Genomic DNA, 16,084 nt, shown 5'->3' on the forward strand with positions numbered 1-16,084 from the left:
GCGAGATGGCGAGCGAGCCGCGCTGGGACGGGACACCGCCCTCACAGGAGACGCACGAGCGTGTGTTCTCCTTCCCGGGCGAGCTGTCCAACGTGACCGGCGCCCGGCTGGCCGCCGAGCAGTTCCTGCGCTCCCTGGCCACCGACACACCGCCCCGGGCGCCCGAGTACTGGGACGACATCCTGCTGGTGGTCACGGAGCTGGCGGCCAACGCCATCCAGTACGCGCCCGGCCCGTTCGGGCTGCGGCTGCGCCGTACCTTCGACGGGGTGCATGTGATCATGCACGACACCAGTACGGTGCGGCCCGAGCCGCGCCCCTTCCGGCCTGCCACGGGCGGGGGCGGGATCGGCTGGCATCTGCTGCACACGCTGTGCGACCAGGTGAGCGTGGTGGTGGACGACCACGGCAAGGACATCCACGCGTTCCTGCCCTGGTGAGGGCCGGTGACCGGCGCCCCGGCGGGGTCCGGTTGCCGCCGCCGTCAGGGGGGCAGGGTGATCCCCATGGGTGCGGCTGATGTTCGACTGCCTGCCCCGCCCGGCTGGCACAACGGCCCGCAGCGCGGTGGGATCGGTGTGTGTGGTGGCAGCGGTGCAGGGCAGGCGGACGGCAGTCGGGCCGGTCCGCCGGGAGCCGCAGAAAGGGATGAACACCGTGACACGACCCAGGATTCTGGTGATCGGCGCTGGTTTCGCCGGCGTCGAGTGCGTTCGCCGTCTGGAACGCGAACTCGCACCCGGGGAGGCCGACGTCGCACTGGTGACGCCGTTCTCCTATCAGCTCTACCTCCCCCTGCTCCCCCAGGTCGCCTCCGGGGTGCTCACCCCGCAGTCGATCGCCGTCTCCCTGCGCCGCAGCCGCAAGTACCGCACGCGGATCATCCCGGGCGGTGCCATCGGGGTCGATCCCGAGGCGAAGGTGTGCGTCATCCGCACCATCACCGACGAGATCGTCAACGAGCCGTACGACTACCTCGTCCTCGCCCCGGGCAGCGTGACCCGCACCTTCGACATCCCGGGCCTGACCGAGCACGCCTTCGGGATGAAGACGCTCGCCGAGGCCGCGTACGTCCGTGACCATGTGATCTCCCAGCTCGATCTGGCCGACGCGAGCGACGACCCCGCCGAGCGCGAGGCCCGGCTGCAGTTCGTCGTCGTGGGCGGCGGCTACGCGGGCACGGAGACCGCCGCCTGTCTGCAACGCCTCACCCACGCCGCCATCCAGCGCTATCCCCGCCTCGATCCGAGCCTGATCAAGTGGCATCTGCTCGACATCGCGCCCAAGCTGATGCCCGAACTCGGGGACCGGCTGGGCAAGCAGGCGATGAAGATCCTGCGGGACCGGGGCATCGACGTCTCGCTCGGCGTCTCCGTCGCCAAGGTCACCGAGGACGAGGTGACCCTGACCGACGGCCGGGTGCTGCCCTCCCACACCCTCATCTGGACCGCCGGCGTGGTCGCGAGCCCCCTCGTCGGCACCTTCGACGCCGAGACGGTGCGCGGGCGGCTCGCCGTCACCCCGGAGATGACGGTGCCGGGCCACGACGGGATGTTCGCCCTCGGCGACGCCGCCGCCGTCCCGGACCTCGCCAAGCACGAGGAGGGCGCGATCTGCCCGCCCACCGCGCAGCACGCCCAGCGGCAGGGCAAGCGGGTCGCGGAGAACGTCCTCGCCTCCCTGCGCGGACAGCCGCTCAAGCCGTACGTGCACAAGGACCTCGGGCTGGTCGTCGACCTCGGCGGCAAGGACGCCGTCTCGCGGCCGCTCGGCATCGAGCTGCGCGGCATCCTGGCCCAGCTCGTGGCCCGCGGCTATCACTGGTCCGCGCTGCGCACCAACGTCGCCAAGGCGCGGGTGCTGGTGAACTGGCTCCTCAACGCGGTCGCGGGCGACGATTTCGTGCGCACCGGCTTCCAGGCCCGCAAGCCCGCCAAGCTCAAGGACTTCGAGTACACCGACAGCTATCTGACGCCCCAGCAGGCGCGCGGCGAGGTGGACCGGGCCGAGGCCGAGGGACGGATCGAGGGACGGGTCAAGGGCAAGGCCGTCGGCGGCTCCTGAGACGGCACCCGGGCCCGGCCCCGGGACCCTGACGTGCGGCGCCGCCCGCCGGGTGAAGGCGAGCGGCGCCGCACGTCGTGACATGCTGGTGTGCGGATCATGTTCCGGCACGGAAGAAAGAGCGCGGCGGCGTGAAGGCAGTGGGACGTGCGGTGCGCGTACGCATGTGGGACCGGCTCTCCGCGTCCGATCCCGGACTGTTGCGGCTGACCGCGGGGCTGCGCACGGTCATCGCCATCGCCATGACGCTGGTGGCGCTCGGGCTGCTCCGCTTCCCGGTGCCGCAGCTGGTCGCGGGCGCCATGGCGGCGATGTCCGCGACCTTCGCCGTACGGGAGATCGACCGGCGCCCGCAGGTGATCACGCTGGCGCTGTGCGTGCCCGTCGCGTTCGCGGCGGTGTCGCTGGGCGCGGTCCTCAACCAGTGGCCGCTGGTCAGCGACGTCTGCTTCCTGCTGCTCATCTTCTGCGCGGTGTACGGGCGCAGATTCGGCGACCGGGGCACCGGGCTCGGTCTGATCGGCTTCCAGGTCTACTTCCTGTCGCTGTTCGTACGGGCCACGGTCGATCTGCTGCCCTCGCTGTTCGTGGTCATCTCGGTGGCGTTCGTGTGCAGCGCGCTGGCCCGGTTCGTGCTCCTTCCGCAGACCGCCGCGGGCACCCTGGACCGGCTGCGGCGGGCCTTCCGCGCCCGGCTCGGCCTGCTGATCACGAGCCAGATCGAGCTGCTGGACGCCGGTCCGGACGACGTGGACAAGGTCCTCGGCGACCTGCGCACCGGCACCGCGCGGCTGCACGAGACGGCGCTGATGATCCAGGGCCGGCTGGAGCGCGGCACCACCGACGAGGCGGTGGCACGGCTGCTGCAGCGCCGCACCGCGGAGGCGGAGATCGCCGCCGAGCGCCTGGGGCTGCTGCTGCTGACCGCGCGCAGCGCCGAGCGGACCGACACCCTGACCCTGCATCTGCCGGGCGCCTCGCTGCCCTCGCGCGGTCAGCTGCCGGTGCGCGACGAGGCGCGGGCGACCGTGCGCCGGGACCTGGAGGCGCTGCGGCTGCTGGTGATGCGCCCGGCGGGCGAGGCCTCGGGCACGGCGCTGGCCCAGGTCCGCAACCGGCTGCTCGGCTACCGCGAGGCGGAGAACCTGCCGAAGGCGTCCCCGCCCCTCCAGGACGTGTTCCGGGGCATCGGTGAGGCGGCGCGCGCGGTGCTCGGTCTGCGGACCGCGCTGGACGGCCCGCAGGACGAGTCGGACGACTCCCCCGCCACCGCCCGCTCCCGCGAGGAGCTGGACGCGGAGGAGGCGGGCATCGAGGGCAGCGAGGAGAGCGAGGACGACAAGCACGACGAGTCGGGCCTGCACCGGCCGACCACCCGGGCGGCGATCCAGGTGGCCGTGGGCTCGGCGCTGGCCATCGCGGGCGGCGAGCTGCTCTCCAGCCAGCGCTGGTACTGGGCGGTGCTGACGTGCTGGATCGTGTTCATCAACACCGCCTCCACCGGGGAGATCCTGGTGAAGGGCTACCGGCGGCTGCTCGGCACGATCCTCGGCGTGGTCGCCGGTATCGGTCTCGCCGGTGTGGTGGGGCACCACACCTGGACGGCGTTCATCCTGGTGCTGGTGTGTGTGTTCGCCATGTTCTACACGGCACCCCTGTCGTACACGCTCATGTCGTTCTTCGTGACGGCGGCCCTGGGGCTGCTGTACACCCTGCTGAACACCTACAGCATGGCGGTGCTGCTGCTGCGGATCGAGGAGACGGCGCTCGGCGCGGCCTGCGGGATCATCACGGCGGCGGTGGTGCTGCCGGTGCGCACCGACCGGCGGACCAACGAGCTGCTGGCGGACGTGCTCGACAAGCTGGCCGACGCGACCCGGGCGGCGGTGGACCAGCTCAGCGGCCGGCGCCACTTCGACCTCGTGGACAAGGCGCGGGACATGGACCAGGCGCTGGCCGATCTGCGCACCGCCGTCCAGCCGCTGACGCATCCGATCACCCCGCTGCGCTCGCGCCGGGACACCGCCCGCTATGTGCTGGCGCTGCTGGAGACCTGCGCGTACCACTGCCGGGCGCTCGCGGCCACGGCCGAGCTGCTGCCGAGCCATCCCTCGATCGCGGCGGACCCGCGTCTGAGCGGGGTGTGCGGGCGGATCGTGCACAACATCGAGGCGATCGCCGAGCATGTGCGCGACCCGCGGTCCAAGGCCGAGATCGAGACCGGGCCGAGCATCGCGTCGATGCTGGAGCCGGGCACCTTCGGCACCCCGCGCTACGGCCGGGTCACCGACCGCGTGCTGCGCCATCTCCAGCGGCTGGACGAGGCGGTCTCGGGTCTGGCGCGTCCGCTCGGCGTGCCGGTCGAGAAGCCGGACATCGGCCAGAGCGAGAAGGCCGACAAGGGCGAGAAGAGCGAGAAGTCCCGCAAGGCGGAGAAGGCCGGGAAGGACGGTAAAGCCGGGAAGGCCGACCGTCCGGAGAAGGCCCGGCGGTAGGCCCGTCTCTGCGGGGCGTCGGTCAGCGCAGCGGTACGACCGCGGTGACCCGCTTGCCGCCGCACGGCAGCCCCGAGACCCGGATGTCCCGGGCGAGCAGGCACACCAGGGGCCAGCCCCGGCCGCCGGTGCGGGAGTGGTCGCTCTCGCGGGACCTGGCCGTGCACACCGGGGGTTCGTCGCTGCGGTCGCTCACGGAGAGCCGTACGCCCGCGCTGTCGACGTCCACCTCGAAGCCGGTGATCCCGCCGCCGTGCACGATGGCGTTGGAGGTCAGCTCCGAGGCCACCAGCAGGGCGTCGTCCAGGGTCTCGTCCGCGCACGGCACGGCCCTGGTGCGGCAGTGCTCGCTCAGCGTGCGCCGTACGGCACTGCGCGCGTCGGCCGGGCGGTAGGCCGGGGTCCGGGGCGCCTTCTCGGGCGCCGTGACCGGGCCGGGGGTGTGCTGCCGCTCGCGCATCATCCTGATCCCTCCCTCGCGGAAGTCCCCGGCCGTCCCGTGGCTCGGGTGCGCCGGGCCTCTCCCTGCGGCTGGCCTGTCGTGGCGGTGTCAAACACGGTCGGTGCCGTTGTCATCACCCGGCCCGGAAGGGGTAGGGGACGGGTATGACCGATGTGGTGGACGCGGACGAACTGTTGCGGCGCATCCGGCGGAGCCGGGACGTGGCCGCCGAGGAGGAGCGGGTCTGGCGGGAGCGGGCGCAGAGCCTGACGGCGACCGATCCGGACCAGGCGCGCGAGGCGTCCGAGCGGGCGCGGACGTACGAGGTGGTGGGCAGTGTGCTGACGGAGATCATCGCGCCGGGCGCGCTGGCCGCCCACGAGCCCGGGCCGGCGGGACCGGTGGGTCCGGTCGGCTCCGGAGTGAGGCGGGTCACGTGAGCGGAGAGGGGTTGGCCTCCGCCCCGGAGAGTGGTTTATCGTTCATCCATACGTGGCGAGGGAGCGACGCGAGGCTTTCCCGGCCTGCCCTTCCGCGCGTCACGTCCGACCGCCCTGGCTGGTTTCCCCCGTCCAGCCAGGGCTTTTCTCTGCCCGCGCGCCGGTGTTCCGGAATGGCGCCGGGCCGCCGAGGTGCCCGGCGGGGCGGTTGCGGCTGAAATGGGCTTAGGGCCGGTTGCGGGGCAGACGGGACGTCCGCGGCGGGTCCGAGGGACAGCACCCGAACCGCCGCCCGGTGAGGAGCCCCGCGTATGACCAAGGCGATAAAACTGCTGACCGCCCTGCCCAGAGCGCAACGCGAGCGGCTGATGGAACTGGCCGAGGAGGTGTCCTTCCCCGAGGACAGCCGGATCTTCGAGGCGGGCGGGGTCGCCGACCGGTTCTGGGTGATCCGCTCGGGGGCGGTCTCGCTGGACCAGCAGGTCACCTCGCGCCAGCACGTCACGGTGGCCACGCTCGGCGCGGGCGATCTGCTCGGCTGGTCCTGGCTCTTCCCGCCCTACCAGTGGGACTTCGGCGCGGTGGCCTTCAGCAACGTACGGGCCTACGAGTTCGACGGGCCCTCCGTGCTGGGGCTGTGCGTGGAGGACCCGCTGCTCGGCCTGTCGCTGGTGCGTACGGTCGCCGAGATCCTGGCCCATCGGCTGGAGACCACGCGGGGCAAGCTGATGGACCAGTACGCGATCCGGCGGACCACGCCGCTGTAGCGCTCAGACGCGGTAGCGGCGCAGCGCGGGGACGGCGGCGGCCAGGACCAGCATCACGGCCACGACCAGCGCGCCGCCGCCCGCCACGGCGGCCCGGGTGCCGAAGGCGGCGCCCGCCGTACCGTGCAGCACGTCCGCGAGGCGCGGGCCGCCGGCGACGACCACGGTGAACACGCCCTGCATCCGGCCGCGCATCTCGTCGGTGGCGGCGGAGAGCAGGATGGCGCCCCGGAAGACCATGGAGACCATGTCGGCCACGCCCGCGGCGGCCAGGAAGGCGACGGCCACCCACAGGTTGCCGCTCAGCCCGAACCCGGCGATGGCCGCGCCCCAGGCGACGACGGCACCGATGACCATCCAGCCGTGGGAGCGCGCCCGGGAGAACACGCCGGAGAACAGCCCGCCGAGCACGGCGCCTACGGGTACGGCCGCGAAGAGCAGGCCGAGCGCGAAGCCCGAGCCCCAGGAGGCGTAGGTCTCGGCGGCCATCTCCGGGAACAGCGCCCGGGGCATGCCGAAGACCATGGCGATGATGTCGGCGAGGAAGGACATCAGGAGCACCTTGTGCCCGGCGATGTACCGGAACCCGGCGGCGATCTCGCGCACCCCGGCCCGGCGCGCGGCCGTCCCGCCGAGCGGCGGCAGCGCGGGGAGCCGGAAGACGGCCCACACGGTGACGCACAGCGCGAGGGCGTCGATCAGATACAGCTCGGGCAGGCCGACGACCGGGATCAGGACACCGGCGAGCAGCGGGCCCGCGACGAGGCCGGTCTGCATGACGGTGGTGCCGAGCGCGTTGGCGGCGGGCAGCTCCGACTCCGGGACCAGCCGGGCCACGGAGGCGCTGCGGGCCGGGGAGTTGAGCCCGAAGAAGGCCTGCTGGGCGGCGAGCAGCACCATCAGCACGGCCACGGAGTCGAGTCCGGCGAACGCCTGGACCCAGAAGAGCAGCGAGGTGACGGCGATGCCGGTGTTGGTGACGAGCATCAGCTTGCGCCGGTCCACGGTGTCCGCGACGGCGCCGCCCCACAGCGCGAAGGCCACCATGGGCACCAGGCCCGCGAGGCTCGCGTAGCCGACCCAGGCGGAGGAGTGGGTGATGTCGTAGATCTGCTTGGGTACGGCGACGGCGGTGAGCTGGCTGCCGACGGCGGTGACGATGGTCGACGTCCACAGGCGCCGGTACGCCGGGATGCGCAGGGGCCGGGTGTCCATGGCCCAGCGGCGCCAGCCGCGCCGGGGCGGCGGATCGGCGGGCGCGGTCCCGGCGGGCGGGGTGGTGGCGGTGCCGGGGTCGGTGCTGCTGCTCTCGCTCGTGTCCACGGGGTTCCTGGTCACTCGATCCGTTGCTCGATACATCTTTCGATTCGGGCCTCACTATCGCAGCAACTCCCGCCTGTGGCCGAACCCGTTTCGCGATCCGGCCGGATACCGCCCCGGGCGGGCTCAGTACCCGGCGAGCAGGGCCGCGCCGAGGGCGAGCATCGTGGCGGCGATGACGCCGTCGAGCACGCGCCAGGCGGCGGGCCGGGCCAGGACGCGGCCGAGCAGCCGGGCGCCGAGGCCGAGGGCGGCGAACCAGCACAGGCTGGCGACGGCCGCGCCGAGCCCGAAGGTCCAGCGCAGCGGGCCCCGGTCGGCGGCGAGCGAGCCGAGCAGGAAGACGGTGTCGAGATAGACGTGGGGGTTGAGCCAGGTCAGCGCGAGACAGGTGAGCACCGCGCGCCGGCGCGAGCCGGCCGCGTCGCCCTCGGCGCGCAGCCCGGTGCCGCCGGGCCTCAGGACCCGGCGGGCGGCCAGGACGCCGTACCCGATGAGGAACAGCCCGCCGACGACGCCCACGGCGCGCACCGCGTCCGGCCACGCGGTCACCAGGGCGCCGATGCCGCCGACACCGAGCGCGATCAGCACGGCGTCGGACAGCGCGCAGATGCCGATCACGGCGAGGATCGCGTCGCGGCGTATCCCCTGGCGCAGGACGAAGGCGTTCTGGGCGCCGATGGCGACGATCAGGGAGAGGCCGGTACCGAATCCGGCGGCCGCGGCGGCCAGTGCGTGGTTCATGCCCTCGACGCTAGGCAACGGATCACCGCGCGTACAGCTAAAGATTCTTACGTATCCTTAGCTCTCGTGATGTCTTCATGATGCCGGACCTCCCCCTGGACCAGGTGCGGACGCTGCTGGCCGTGGTGGACGAGGGCACCTTCGACGCGGCGGCCGCCGCGCTGCACGTGACGCCGTCGGCGGTGAGCCAGCGGGTCAAGGCGCTGGAGCAGCGCACCGGCCGGGTCCTGCTCCAGCGGACCAAGCCGGTACGGCCGACCGAGTCGGGCGCGGTGCTGGTGCGCTACGCCCGCCAGCTGGCCCGCCTTGAGCAGGACACGCGGCGCGAGCTGGGTCTGAGCGGGGCCGGGGAGCCCGCGCGCGTGTCGGTCGCGGTGAACGCGGACTCGCTGGCCACCTGGTTCTTCGGCGCGCTGACCCGGGTGACCGGGCTCTGCTTCGAGCTGCACCGGGAGGACGAGGGCCACACGGCGGCGCTGCTGCGCGAGGGCCTGGTGATGGCGGCGGTGACCACCGCGCCCGACCCGGTGCCGGGCTGCTCGGTGCGCCCGCTCGGCCGGCTGCGCTATCTCCCGGCCGCCGCACCGGAGTTCGCGGCCCGGCTGCCCGAGGGGCCGCTCGCCGAGGCGCTCACCGAGGTCCCGGTGGTGACCTTCGATCTCAAGGACCGGCTCCAGGACGGCTTCGTGCGCTCGCTCGGCGGCACCGGGGCGGCCACGCTGCGCCACCGCATCCCGACCTCGGAGGGGTTCCTCCAGGCGGTCGTCGCGGGGCTCGGCTGGGGCCTGATCCCGGAGCCGCAGGCGCTGCCGCTGCTGGCCGACGGCAGCCTGGTGCCGCTGGCGCCGGGCGCCTGGGTGGACGTGACCCTCTACTGGCAGCAGTGGAAGCTGGACTCCCCCGCCCTGGCCGCCCTCGCGGACGCGGTCACCGAGACGGCGGCGGCCGCGCTGCGAAAGTGACCGCGCACGCCTCGGACGTGTTCAGGCGTGCGCGGGCTTGCCCTTCGCGTACAGCCAGGTGCGCAGCAGCGGGCCCACGTCCTTGCCGGACTCCCGCTGCGCCAGCCGGATGAACTCGGCGGTGGTGCCGTGCCCGTCGCGGTGGGCGCCGGCCCAGGCGCGCAGGATGCGGAAGAACGTCTTGTCGCCGACGGCCCGGCGCAGTTCGTGCAGGGCCATGGCGCCGCGCGCGTACACGGGAGTGCCGAAGATGTTCCTGCCGCTGCCGGGGTCGCCGGGCGGGTAGGCCCACAGGCCGTCCTTGGCCGGGCGGGCGTAGAGCGTGTCGAAGGTCTTCTGGGCGCTCGCGCCGCCGTGCTGTTCGCTGTAGAGCCACTCGGCGTAGCTGGCGAAGCCCTCGTTGAGCCAGATGTCCTTCCAGCTCGTCAGCGAGACGGAGTCGCCGAACCACTGGTGGGCGTTCTCGTGGACGAGGGTGGAGAGGTCGGGCGCGGAGTCGTAGACGGGCCGGGTCTGGGTCTCCAGGGCGTAGCCGACGCTCGGCGCGTGGTCCACGATGGAGCCCGCCGCGCGGAAGGGGTACGGGCCGAAGAGCCTGCTCTCCCACTCCAGGACGGAGGGCAGCTTCTTGAGGACGGGGGCGGCCTTCTCGGCCTCGCGGGCGTCGACGGCGTTGTACACCCTCAGGCCGTCGCGGGTCGTGTAGCTCTCGGTCCGGAACTTTCCGACGGTGGCGGTGGCCAGATAGGCGGCCATGGGCTCGGCCGCGTGCCAGCGGAAGGTGGTCAGGCCGTGGGCGGTGCTCTGTCCGCGCAGGACGCCGTTGGCGACGGCCGTGTAGCCCTTGGGCACGGTGACCGTGAAGTCGTACGACGCCTTGTCCTCGGGGTGGCTGTTCGAGGGGAACCAGGTCATGGCGCCCTGGGGCTCGTTCGCGACGAAGGCGCCGTCGTCGGTGGGGATCCAGCCGTCGGGTGAGCCGTCCGGGTCGCTGACGGGCTTCGGCGTGCCCCGGTAGGTGACGGTGACGCGGAACTCCCGGCCCTTGCGCGGGGCGCGGCGCGGGGTGACGACGAGTTCCTGGCCGTCGCGGGTGAAGCGGGCGGCGGCGCCGTCCACGGTGACGCCGGTGACGCCCAGGCCCTTGAGGTCGAGGTCGAAGCGGCCGAGGTTCTGGGTCGCGCGGGCGGTGAGAACGGCCTTGCCGTCCAGGTGCCGGGAGGCGATGTCGTAGCGGAGGGTGAGGTCGTAATGGCTCACGTCGTAGCCGCCGTTGCCGCTGAGCGGGAAGTAGGCGTCGCCCGCGCCCGGCGCGCCGGGCTTCGCGGACCCGGCGGACCCGGCGGGCGCGGCGGCGCCGAGCAGGGCCGCGACCACGGCGGGCACGGTGAGCAGGACCGCCTCGCGGCTGAGGACCGTGGTGCGTCGGGCGGCGGCTCTGCGGGGTGACCTCACGTGCGCTCCTCGGGTCCGGCGATGATCGCTTCGTCCACAGCGTAGGGCGGGGACCCGGCGGTTTCGCCCCGGCGCGGGTCACGTCACGCGCTGTGCTCCGTACGGCGGCCCCGGGGCGCCCGCAGTACGCTCGCAGGACGCGTCCCCCGCCGACCTGAGGGAGCCCGGTCATGAGCGTGCGTGTGCGCCGGATCTACGACCCGCCGGAGCCGGACGACGGACTGCGGGTGCTGGTCGACCGGCTGTGGCCGCGCGGGGTCTCCAAGGAGGAGGCCCACTTGGACGAATGGCCCAAGGCGCTGACCCCGTCGACGGAGCTGCGCCGCTGGTACCACCACGGCGGCTCCTTCGACGAGTTCCGGCGCCGCTACGAGCGGGAGCTGACCGCTCCCGAGGCCGCCGCCGCGCTCGACGGCCTCAGGAAGTCGGTCCGCGAGGGCCCGGTCACGCTGCTCACGGCGACGAAGCACACGGAGAGCAGTCAGGCGGAGGTGCTGCTGGAGCTGCTCCAGCAGCACTGAGACGCCTCGGGAATGGAGCTTCGGCCCTGGGGGTCTCAGGCCGTCTCCTTCGCCGCCGCCCGTCCCGCCGCGCGCCCCGAGAAGAGGCAGCCGCCGAGGAAGGTGCCCTCCAGCGCGTTGTAGCCGTGGACCCCGCCGCCGCCGAACCCGGCGACCTCGCCGGCCGCGTACAGACCGCCGACCGGGGTGCCGTCCGGGCCGAGGGCGCGGGAGTCCAGGTCGGTCTGGATGCCGCCGAGGGTCTTGCGGGTGAGCACGCTGAGCCGTACGCCGATGAGCGGGCCCGCCTCGGGGTCGAGGATGCGGTGCGGGGTGGCGACGCGGCCCAGGCGGTCGCCGATGTAGCGGCGGGCGTTGCGGATGCCCTGGATCTGGGAGTCCTTGCTGTAGGGGTTGGCGAGCTGGAGGTCGCGGGCCTCGATCTGGCGGCGTACCTCGGCGGGGTCCAGGAGGGACTTGCCGGTGAGGCCGTTCATCTTGCCGACCAGGTCCTCCAGGGTGCGGGCGGTGACGAAGTCGGCGCCGTGGTCGAGGAAGGCCTGCACGGGTCCGGGCGCGCCCTTGCCGAGCAGCCGGTCGCGCAGCACGGCCTTGCGGTCCTTGGCGGTGATGTCGGGGTTCTGCTCGGAGCCGGAGAGCGCGAACTCCTTCTCCACGATCTTCCGGGTGAGGACGAACCAGGAGTGGTCGTACCCGGCGATGTCCTCGGTGGTGCGCAGATGGCGCAGGGTGCCGAGCGTGTCGTAGCCGGGCAGGCAGGGGTCGGGCAGACGGCGGCCGAGCGCGTCGAGCCAGATGGAGGAGGGGCCGGGCAGGATGCGGATGCCGTGGCCGGGCCAGACGGGGTTCCAGTTGGCGATGCCCTCGGTGTAGTGCCACATCCGGTCGCGGTTGACCAGGCGCGCACCCGCCCCGGCGGTGATGTCGAGCATCCGGCCGTCGACGTAGGCGGGGACGCCGGTGACCATCTTCGCGGGGGGCGTGCCGAGCCGTTCGGGCCAGTACCGGCGGACCAGGTCGTGGTCGGCGCCGATGCCGCCGCTGGTGACGATCACGGCGCCGGCGGTCAGCTCGAAGTCGCCGGCGGCCTCGCGGCTGGAGGCGACACCGCGCGGGGAGTCGTCGGGGGCGAGCAGGGTGCCCCGTACTCCGCGCACCGCGCCGTCCTGGACGAGGAGTTCGTCCACGCGGTGGCGGTGGTGGAAGGTGAGGAGTCCGTCCCGCGCGGCCTCGCGGGCGTAGCGGACGAAGGGTTCGACCACGCCGGTGCCGGTGCCCCAGGCGATGTGGAAGCGGGGTACGGAGTTGCCGTGGCCGTCCGCGCGCAGGTCGCCGCGCTCGGCCCAGCCGACGGTGGGCAGCAGCTCGATGCCGTGGCCGCGCAGCCAGGGGCGCTTCTCCCCGGCCGCGAACTCGACGTAGGCGCGGGCCCAGCGCACCGCCCAGGAGTCCTCGTCCTCGGTGCGGTCGAACTGCGCGCTGCCCTGCCAGTCGTTCCAGGCGAGGTCGAGGGAGTCCTTGACGCCGAGGCGGCGCTGTTCGGGCGAGTCGACCAGGAAGAGCCCGCCGAAGGACCAGTACGCCTGGCCGCCGAGGTTGGCGGCGTTCTCCTGGTCGAGGAGGGCCACCTTCCGTCCCCGGCTGGTGAGTTCGTGGGCGGCGACCAGGCCGGCGAGGCCCGCTCCGACGACTATCGCGTCCGCGTCCATGGTGTGCGTGTCCTTCCGTCGGGTGGGTCAGGAGGTCCGGCTGCCGTCGGTCAGCAGAGCCGTGAGGAGCTGTTTGAGCCAGGCGCGTGCGGCGGGCACGTCCTTGTCCAGGAGGAGCTGGGTGGTGACGCCGTCGTAGGCGGCGACCACCGCGTGGGCCGCGCCGTCGGCGTCACCGAGCACGGCGGGCAGGACGGCGAGGTCACGGGCCCGGCGCAGACGCTCGGCGACGGCCTCGCGCAGCCGGGCGCGGTGGGCGAGGAGAGCGCGGGCGGTGCCGGGGTCGCGGGCCGCGTGCACCAGGAAGTCGGTCTTCACCAGCAGCCAGTCCACGTCGAGCAGCAGCACCTCGGTGACGCGGTCGACGCAGGCGGGCACGTCGAGTCCGGGGCCGTCCTGGGCGAGGGCGCCGGCGACCTGGGCGGCGATGAGGTCGGCGCGCTCCTGGTACAGGGCGAAGAACAGCTCGTCCAGGGTGGCGAAGTTGGAGTAGAAGGCGCCCCGGCTGTACCCGGCCGCCTCGCAGACCTCCTCGATGGAGACCCGCCCGAACCCCTTGGCCGCGAACACCGCGAAGGCGGCGGCGAGCAGGTCGGCGCGGGTCCTGGCCCGGCGTCTGGTGACGCGGGGGGCGCCGGGGCCGTCCGTCATGGTGGCCACCTCCGTTCGATACACGAATGTATTCGATACATCGCCGTATCGAAAGAGTCCTGCACCACGATCCAATGAAGGGAACATATATTCGATTCGGGAGTACGCTGTCCCCATGTCCACGCACCTCCAGGGCTCCCTGTTCGACCAGACCGACGAACTCCGGCTCGGTCCACTGGCCGGGCTGCGCCGTACCGAACTCGGGGCGGGTGCCTGGATCGACGTCCTGCCGGGCTGGCTGAGCGGCGCGGACGCGCTGTTCGAGCGGCTCGCCGCCGAGGTCCCCTGGCGGGAGGAGCGGCGGAAGATGTACGACAACGTGGTGGCCGTGCCCCGGCTGCTCGCCTTCTACCAGCAGCGCGATCCACTCCCCCACCCCGTGCTCGACGAGGCCCGCTCCGCGCTCACCGCGCACTACGCGCCCGAACTGGGCGAGCCGTTCACGACCGCCGGGCTGTGCTTCTACCGCGACGGGCGCGACAGCGTGGCCTGGCACGGCGACCGGATCGGGCGCGGGGCGCGGGCGGACACCATGGTCGCGATCCTCTCCGTGGGCGCGCCCCGGGACCTGCTGCTGCGCCCGGCCGACGGCGGTGGCGGCGCGGCGGCCACGGTACGGCGGCCGCTGGGGCACGGCGATCTGATCGTGATGGGCGGCTCCTGCCAGCGCACCTGGGAGCACTGCGTACCGAAGACCGCCCGCGCGGCGGGGCCCCGGATCAGTGTGCAGTTCCGTCCGCACGGGGTGCGCTGACGCGTCTACCGCGCCGGGTCTGCTTGGCTGTCACCGACGGTTCGACGGCGAGGGGACGAGGAGCGGATGAGCGCGGAAGTACACCAAGTGGCCGACGGCACCTACCTGGTGCACGGTCATCACACCAACTGGGTGATCCTCAAGGACGGGGACGCGGTGACCCTGGTGGACACCGGGTACCCGGGCGACCGCGCGGGGCTGCTGGAGTCCCTCGCGGCGGTGGGGAGTTCACCGGAGGCGGTGGCCGCCGTGCTGATCACGCACGCGCACAACGACCATCTGGGCTCGGCGGAGCACCTGCGGGCCGCGTACGGTACGCCGGTTCAGCTGCACCCGGCCGAAGTCCCGCACGCGCGGCGGGAATTCCTCCAGCAGGCCACGGTGGGGGACGTGGTGCGGAACGCCTGGCGGCCCGGTGTGCTGTCCTGGGCGGCGCACCTCGTCCAGGTCGGCGGGCTTGAGCAGCACCCCGTCGCCAAGCCGGAGCCCTTCCCCGCCGAGGGCGCGCTCGACCTGCCGGGGAACCCGGTCCCGGTGCACACCCCGGGCCACACGGACGGCCACTGCGTCTACCATCTGCCGCGCCTGGGCGTGGTGATCTCCGGTGACGCGCTGGTCACCGGGCACGCGATCTCCCGGGTGAAGGGACCGCAGCTCCTGGCCGGCTTCTTCCACCACGAGCGGCGCCGCGCGGTGGACTCCCTGGACCTGATCGCCGCCCTGGACGGCGACACGCTGCTGCCGGGGCACGGTCCGGTGCACCGGGGCCCGGTCCGGGAGGCGGCCCGACTCGCGGTGGAGCGGGCCGCGTAGCGGCGCGGACAGGTCACTCCCGCGGCGCCGCTCCCGGCACCACCGCCACCGGGCAGGGCGCGTGGTGGAGGACCCCGTGGGCCACCGAGCCGATGCGGGTGCCCACCGAGGTGTGGTGGCGCCGGCGGCCGACCACGACCAGCTGGGCTCCCCCGGAGACGGACAGCAGGACCTGCCCCGCGCTGCCCATCTCCACGTGCTCGGAGACGGACACGTCGGGGTAGCGCTCGCGCCAGGGGTGTACCGCCTCGGCGAGGGCCTTGCGCTCGTAGGGTTCCAGGCCGCCCGCGTCGTCCAGGAGCTTGAGGGAGGCGGGGCTGTAGGCGAAGACGGGCGGCAGGGTCCAGGCGCGGACGACGCGTACGGTGGCGCCGCGCGCGGCCGCCGTCGCGAAGGCGAAGCCGAGCGCGGCGGCGCTGTCCTCCGGGGTGCCGTCCTGGCCCACGACGATCTCGCGCCCGGCGGCCTCCGCGGCCGCCTTGTCCCCGGCGCGCACCAGCACCACGGGCCGGGCGGCCTCGGCGATCACCCGGCCGCCCACCGAGCCGAGCAGGAAGCCGACCACGCCGCCGTGCCCGCGCGAGCCGAGGACCAGCAGCTCGGCGTCGTCGGCTGCCTTCGTCAGCGTCTCGGCGGGGTCGCCCTCGGGCACCTCCAGGCTCACGTGGAGGGCGGGGTGGCGCTCGGTGACGGGGCGTACCGCCTCGGCGGCCGCCGTCTCGGCCCAGCCGCGCTGGACGACCGGGTCGGGCGCCGAGGGTGACTCGGCGTGGCGCCAGACGTGCAGCACGCGCAGCGGCAGTCCCCGGCGTACGGCCTCCCTGGCGGCCCAGTCCAGCGCCGCCAGGCTCTCCGGCGTACCGTCCACCCCGGCCGTGATCGGGCGTGTCATGCGTGGCCTCCTCGTCGTCACCGCGTCCGCATCACCGCGTCCGCGCGCCGCCGTC

At 73.5% G+C, this 16,084-nt stretch carries 16 protein-coding genes; 9 read left to right on the forward strand and 7 right to left on the reverse strand.

Going from position 1 to position 16,084, the window contains the following annotated elements; all coding sequences use genetic code 11:
* The first annotated feature begins 5 nt into the window (after positions 1 to 5).
* From AB0898_RS22085 to AB0898_RS22095, 3 genes are all read left to right on the forward strand, one after another.
* Positions 6 to 440, forward strand: coding sequence for an ATP-binding protein (locus AB0898_RS22085; protein WP_366804656.1), 435 nt, complete (start codon positions 6 to 8; stop codon positions 438 to 440).
* 208 nt (positions 441 to 648) lie between these two features.
* Positions 649 to 2,064 carry an NAD(P)/FAD-dependent oxidoreductase gene (locus AB0898_RS22090; protein WP_366804657.1) on the forward strand — a complete coding sequence of 472 codons (1,416 nt, stop codon included), beginning with the start codon at positions 649 to 651 and terminating at the stop codon, positions 2,062 to 2,064.
* A 164-nt stretch (positions 2,065 to 2,228) separates the two neighbouring features.
* Positions 2,229 to 4,559: an FUSC family protein gene (locus tag AB0898_RS22095; RefSeq protein ID WP_366804774.1), complete on the forward strand. Its 2,331-nt coding sequence runs from the start codon at positions 2,229 to 2,231 to the stop codon at positions 4,557 to 4,559.
* A 22-nt stretch (positions 4,560 to 4,581) separates the two neighbouring features.
* On the opposite strand, the gene AB0898_RS22100 is transcribed toward AB0898_RS22095, so the two are convergent.
* Positions 4,582 to 5,022, reverse strand: coding sequence for an ATP-binding protein (locus tag AB0898_RS22100; RefSeq protein ID WP_366804659.1), 441 nt, complete (start codon positions 5,020 to 5,022; stop codon positions 4,582 to 4,584).
* A 143-nt stretch (positions 5,023 to 5,165) separates the two neighbouring features.
* Here AB0898_RS22100 and AB0898_RS22105 point away from each other — a divergent pair, with 143 nt between their 5' ends.
* Positions 5,166 to 5,441 carry a hypothetical protein gene (locus AB0898_RS22105; protein WP_366804660.1) on the forward strand — a complete coding sequence of 92 codons (276 nt, stop codon included), beginning with the start codon at positions 5,166 to 5,168 and terminating at the stop codon, positions 5,439 to 5,441.
* A 311-nt stretch (positions 5,442 to 5,752) separates the two neighbouring features.
* Complete coding sequence (locus AB0898_RS22110; protein WP_366804661.1) at positions 5,753 to 6,208, forward strand: cyclic nucleotide-binding domain-containing protein; 456 nt, start codon at positions 5,753 to 5,755, stop codon at positions 6,206 to 6,208.
* A gap of 3 nt (positions 6,209 to 6,211) precedes the next feature.
* On the opposite strand, the gene AB0898_RS22115 is transcribed toward AB0898_RS22110, so the two are convergent.
* Entirely contained in the window at positions 6,212 to 7,531 is a 1,320-nt protein-coding gene (locus AB0898_RS22115) for an MFS transporter (protein WP_366804775.1), read from the reverse strand.
* A 123-nt stretch (positions 7,532 to 7,654) separates the two neighbouring features.
* Entirely contained in the window at positions 7,655 to 8,272 is a 618-nt protein-coding gene (locus AB0898_RS22120; RefSeq protein ID WP_366804662.1) for a LysE/ArgO family amino acid transporter, read from the reverse strand.
* A gap of 77 nt (positions 8,273 to 8,349) precedes the next feature.
* On the opposite strand from AB0898_RS22120, the gene AB0898_RS22125 reads away from it, so the two are divergent.
* A complete protein-coding gene (locus tag AB0898_RS22125) occupies positions 8,350 to 9,234 on the forward strand; it encodes a LysR family transcriptional regulator ArgP (protein ID WP_366804663.1) in 885 nt (294 codons plus the stop codon).
* Positions 9,235 to 9,255: 21 nt separating this feature from the next.
* On the opposite strand, the gene AB0898_RS22130 is transcribed toward AB0898_RS22125, so the two are convergent.
* Positions 9,256 to 10,689 carry a M1 family metallopeptidase gene (locus AB0898_RS22130; protein WP_366804664.1) on the reverse strand — a complete coding sequence of 478 codons (1,434 nt, stop codon included), beginning with the start codon at positions 10,687 to 10,689 and terminating at the stop codon, positions 9,256 to 9,258.
* A 170-nt stretch (positions 10,690 to 10,859) separates the two neighbouring features.
* On the opposite strand from AB0898_RS22130, the gene AB0898_RS22135 reads away from it, so the two are divergent.
* Positions 10,860 to 11,210 carry a DUF488 family protein gene (locus AB0898_RS22135; protein WP_366804665.1) on the forward strand — a complete coding sequence of 117 codons (351 nt, stop codon included), beginning with the start codon at positions 10,860 to 10,862 and terminating at the stop codon, positions 11,208 to 11,210.
* A gap of 35 nt (positions 11,211 to 11,245) precedes the next feature.
* On the opposite strand, the gene AB0898_RS22140 is transcribed toward AB0898_RS22135, so the two are convergent.
* Together AB0898_RS22140 and AB0898_RS22145 are read right to left on the reverse strand one after the other, a co-directional pair.
* Entirely contained in the window at positions 11,246 to 12,919 is a 1,674-nt protein-coding gene (locus AB0898_RS22140) for an FAD-binding dehydrogenase (protein ID WP_366804666.1), read from the reverse strand.
* Between the two features lie 27 nt (positions 12,920 to 12,946).
* Positions 12,947 to 13,570, reverse strand: coding sequence for a TetR/AcrR family transcriptional regulator (locus AB0898_RS22145; RefSeq protein ID WP_366804667.1), 624 nt, complete (start codon positions 13,568 to 13,570; stop codon positions 12,947 to 12,949).
* Positions 13,571 to 13,685: 115 nt separating this feature from the next.
* On the opposite strand from AB0898_RS22145, the gene AB0898_RS22150 reads away from it, so the two are divergent.
* Together AB0898_RS22150 and AB0898_RS22155 are read left to right on the forward strand one after the other, a co-directional pair.
* Positions 13,686 to 14,324 carry an alpha-ketoglutarate-dependent dioxygenase AlkB gene (locus tag AB0898_RS22150; RefSeq protein ID WP_366804668.1) on the forward strand — a complete coding sequence of 213 codons (639 nt, stop codon included), beginning with the start codon at positions 13,686 to 13,688 and terminating at the stop codon, positions 14,322 to 14,324.
* 66 nt (positions 14,325 to 14,390) lie between these two features.
* Positions 14,391 to 15,137, forward strand: a complete 747-nt coding sequence (locus tag AB0898_RS22155) for an MBL fold metallo-hydrolase (RefSeq protein WP_366804669.1) — start codon at positions 14,391 to 14,393, stop codon at positions 15,135 to 15,137.
* A 13-nt stretch (positions 15,138 to 15,150) separates the two neighbouring features.
* On the opposite strand, the gene AB0898_RS22160 is transcribed toward AB0898_RS22155, so the two are convergent.
* The gene (locus tag AB0898_RS22160; RefSeq protein WP_366804670.1) at positions 15,151 to 16,029 is read right to left on the reverse strand and encodes a universal stress protein; all 879 of its coding nucleotides are present in this window, start codon (positions 16,027 to 16,029) and stop codon (positions 15,151 to 15,153) included.
* Positions 16,030 to 16,084 lie beyond the last annotated feature (55 nt).

The organism is Streptomyces sp. NPDC005435 (genome assembly GCF_040703155.1).
Taxonomy (GTDB): domain Bacteria; phylum Actinomycetota; class Actinomycetes; order Streptomycetales; family Streptomycetaceae; genus Streptomyces.

Bases quoted from the DNA above. Each gene is read 5' to 3' on its own strand.
- AB0898_RS22120 (WP_366804662.1), bottom strand. From the start codon at position 8,272: ATGAACCACGCACTGGCCGCCGCGGCCGCCGGATTCGGTACCGGCCTC.
- AB0898_RS22085 (WP_366804656.1), top strand. From the start codon at position 6: ATGGCGAGCGAGCCGCGCTGGGACGGGACACCGCCCTCACAGGAGACG.
- AB0898_RS22125 (WP_366804663.1), top strand. From the start codon at position 8,350: ATGATGCCGGACCTCCCCCTGGACCAGGTGCGGACGCTGCTGGCCGTG.
- AB0898_RS22095 (WP_366804774.1), top strand. From the start codon at position 2,229: ATGTGGGACCGGCTCTCCGCGTCCGATCCCGGACTGTTGCGGCTGACC.
- AB0898_RS22110 (WP_366804661.1), top strand. From the start codon at position 5,753: ATGACCAAGGCGATAAAACTGCTGACCGCCCTGCCCAGAGCGCAACGC.
- AB0898_RS22135 (WP_366804665.1), top strand. From the start codon at position 10,860: ATGAGCGTGCGTGTGCGCCGGATCTACGACCCGCCGGAGCCGGACGAC.
- AB0898_RS22150 (WP_366804668.1), top strand. From the start codon at position 13,686: ATGTCCACGCACCTCCAGGGCTCCCTGTTCGACCAGACCGACGAACTC.
- AB0898_RS22090 (WP_366804657.1), top strand. From the start codon at position 649: ATGAACACCGTGACACGACCCAGGATTCTGGTGATCGGCGCTGGTTTC.
- AB0898_RS22100 (WP_366804659.1), bottom strand. From the start codon at position 5,022: ATGATGCGCGAGCGGCAGCACACCCCCGGCCCGGTCACGGCGCCCGAG.
- AB0898_RS22145 (WP_366804667.1), bottom strand. From the start codon at position 13,570: ATGACGGACGGCCCCGGCGCCCCCCGCGTCACCAGACGCCGGGCCAGG.
- AB0898_RS22140 (WP_366804666.1), bottom strand. From the start codon at position 12,919: ATGGACGCGGACGCGATAGTCGTCGGAGCGGGCCTCGCCGGCCTGGTC.
- AB0898_RS22160 (WP_366804670.1), bottom strand. From the start codon at position 16,029: ATGACACGCCCGATCACGGCCGGGGTGGACGGTACGCCGGAGAGCCTG.
- AB0898_RS22155 (WP_366804669.1), top strand. From the start codon at position 14,391: ATGAGCGCGGAAGTACACCAAGTGGCCGACGGCACCTACCTGGTGCAC.
- AB0898_RS22105 (WP_366804660.1), top strand. From the start codon at position 5,166: ATGACCGATGTGGTGGACGCGGACGAACTGTTGCGGCGCATCCGGCGG.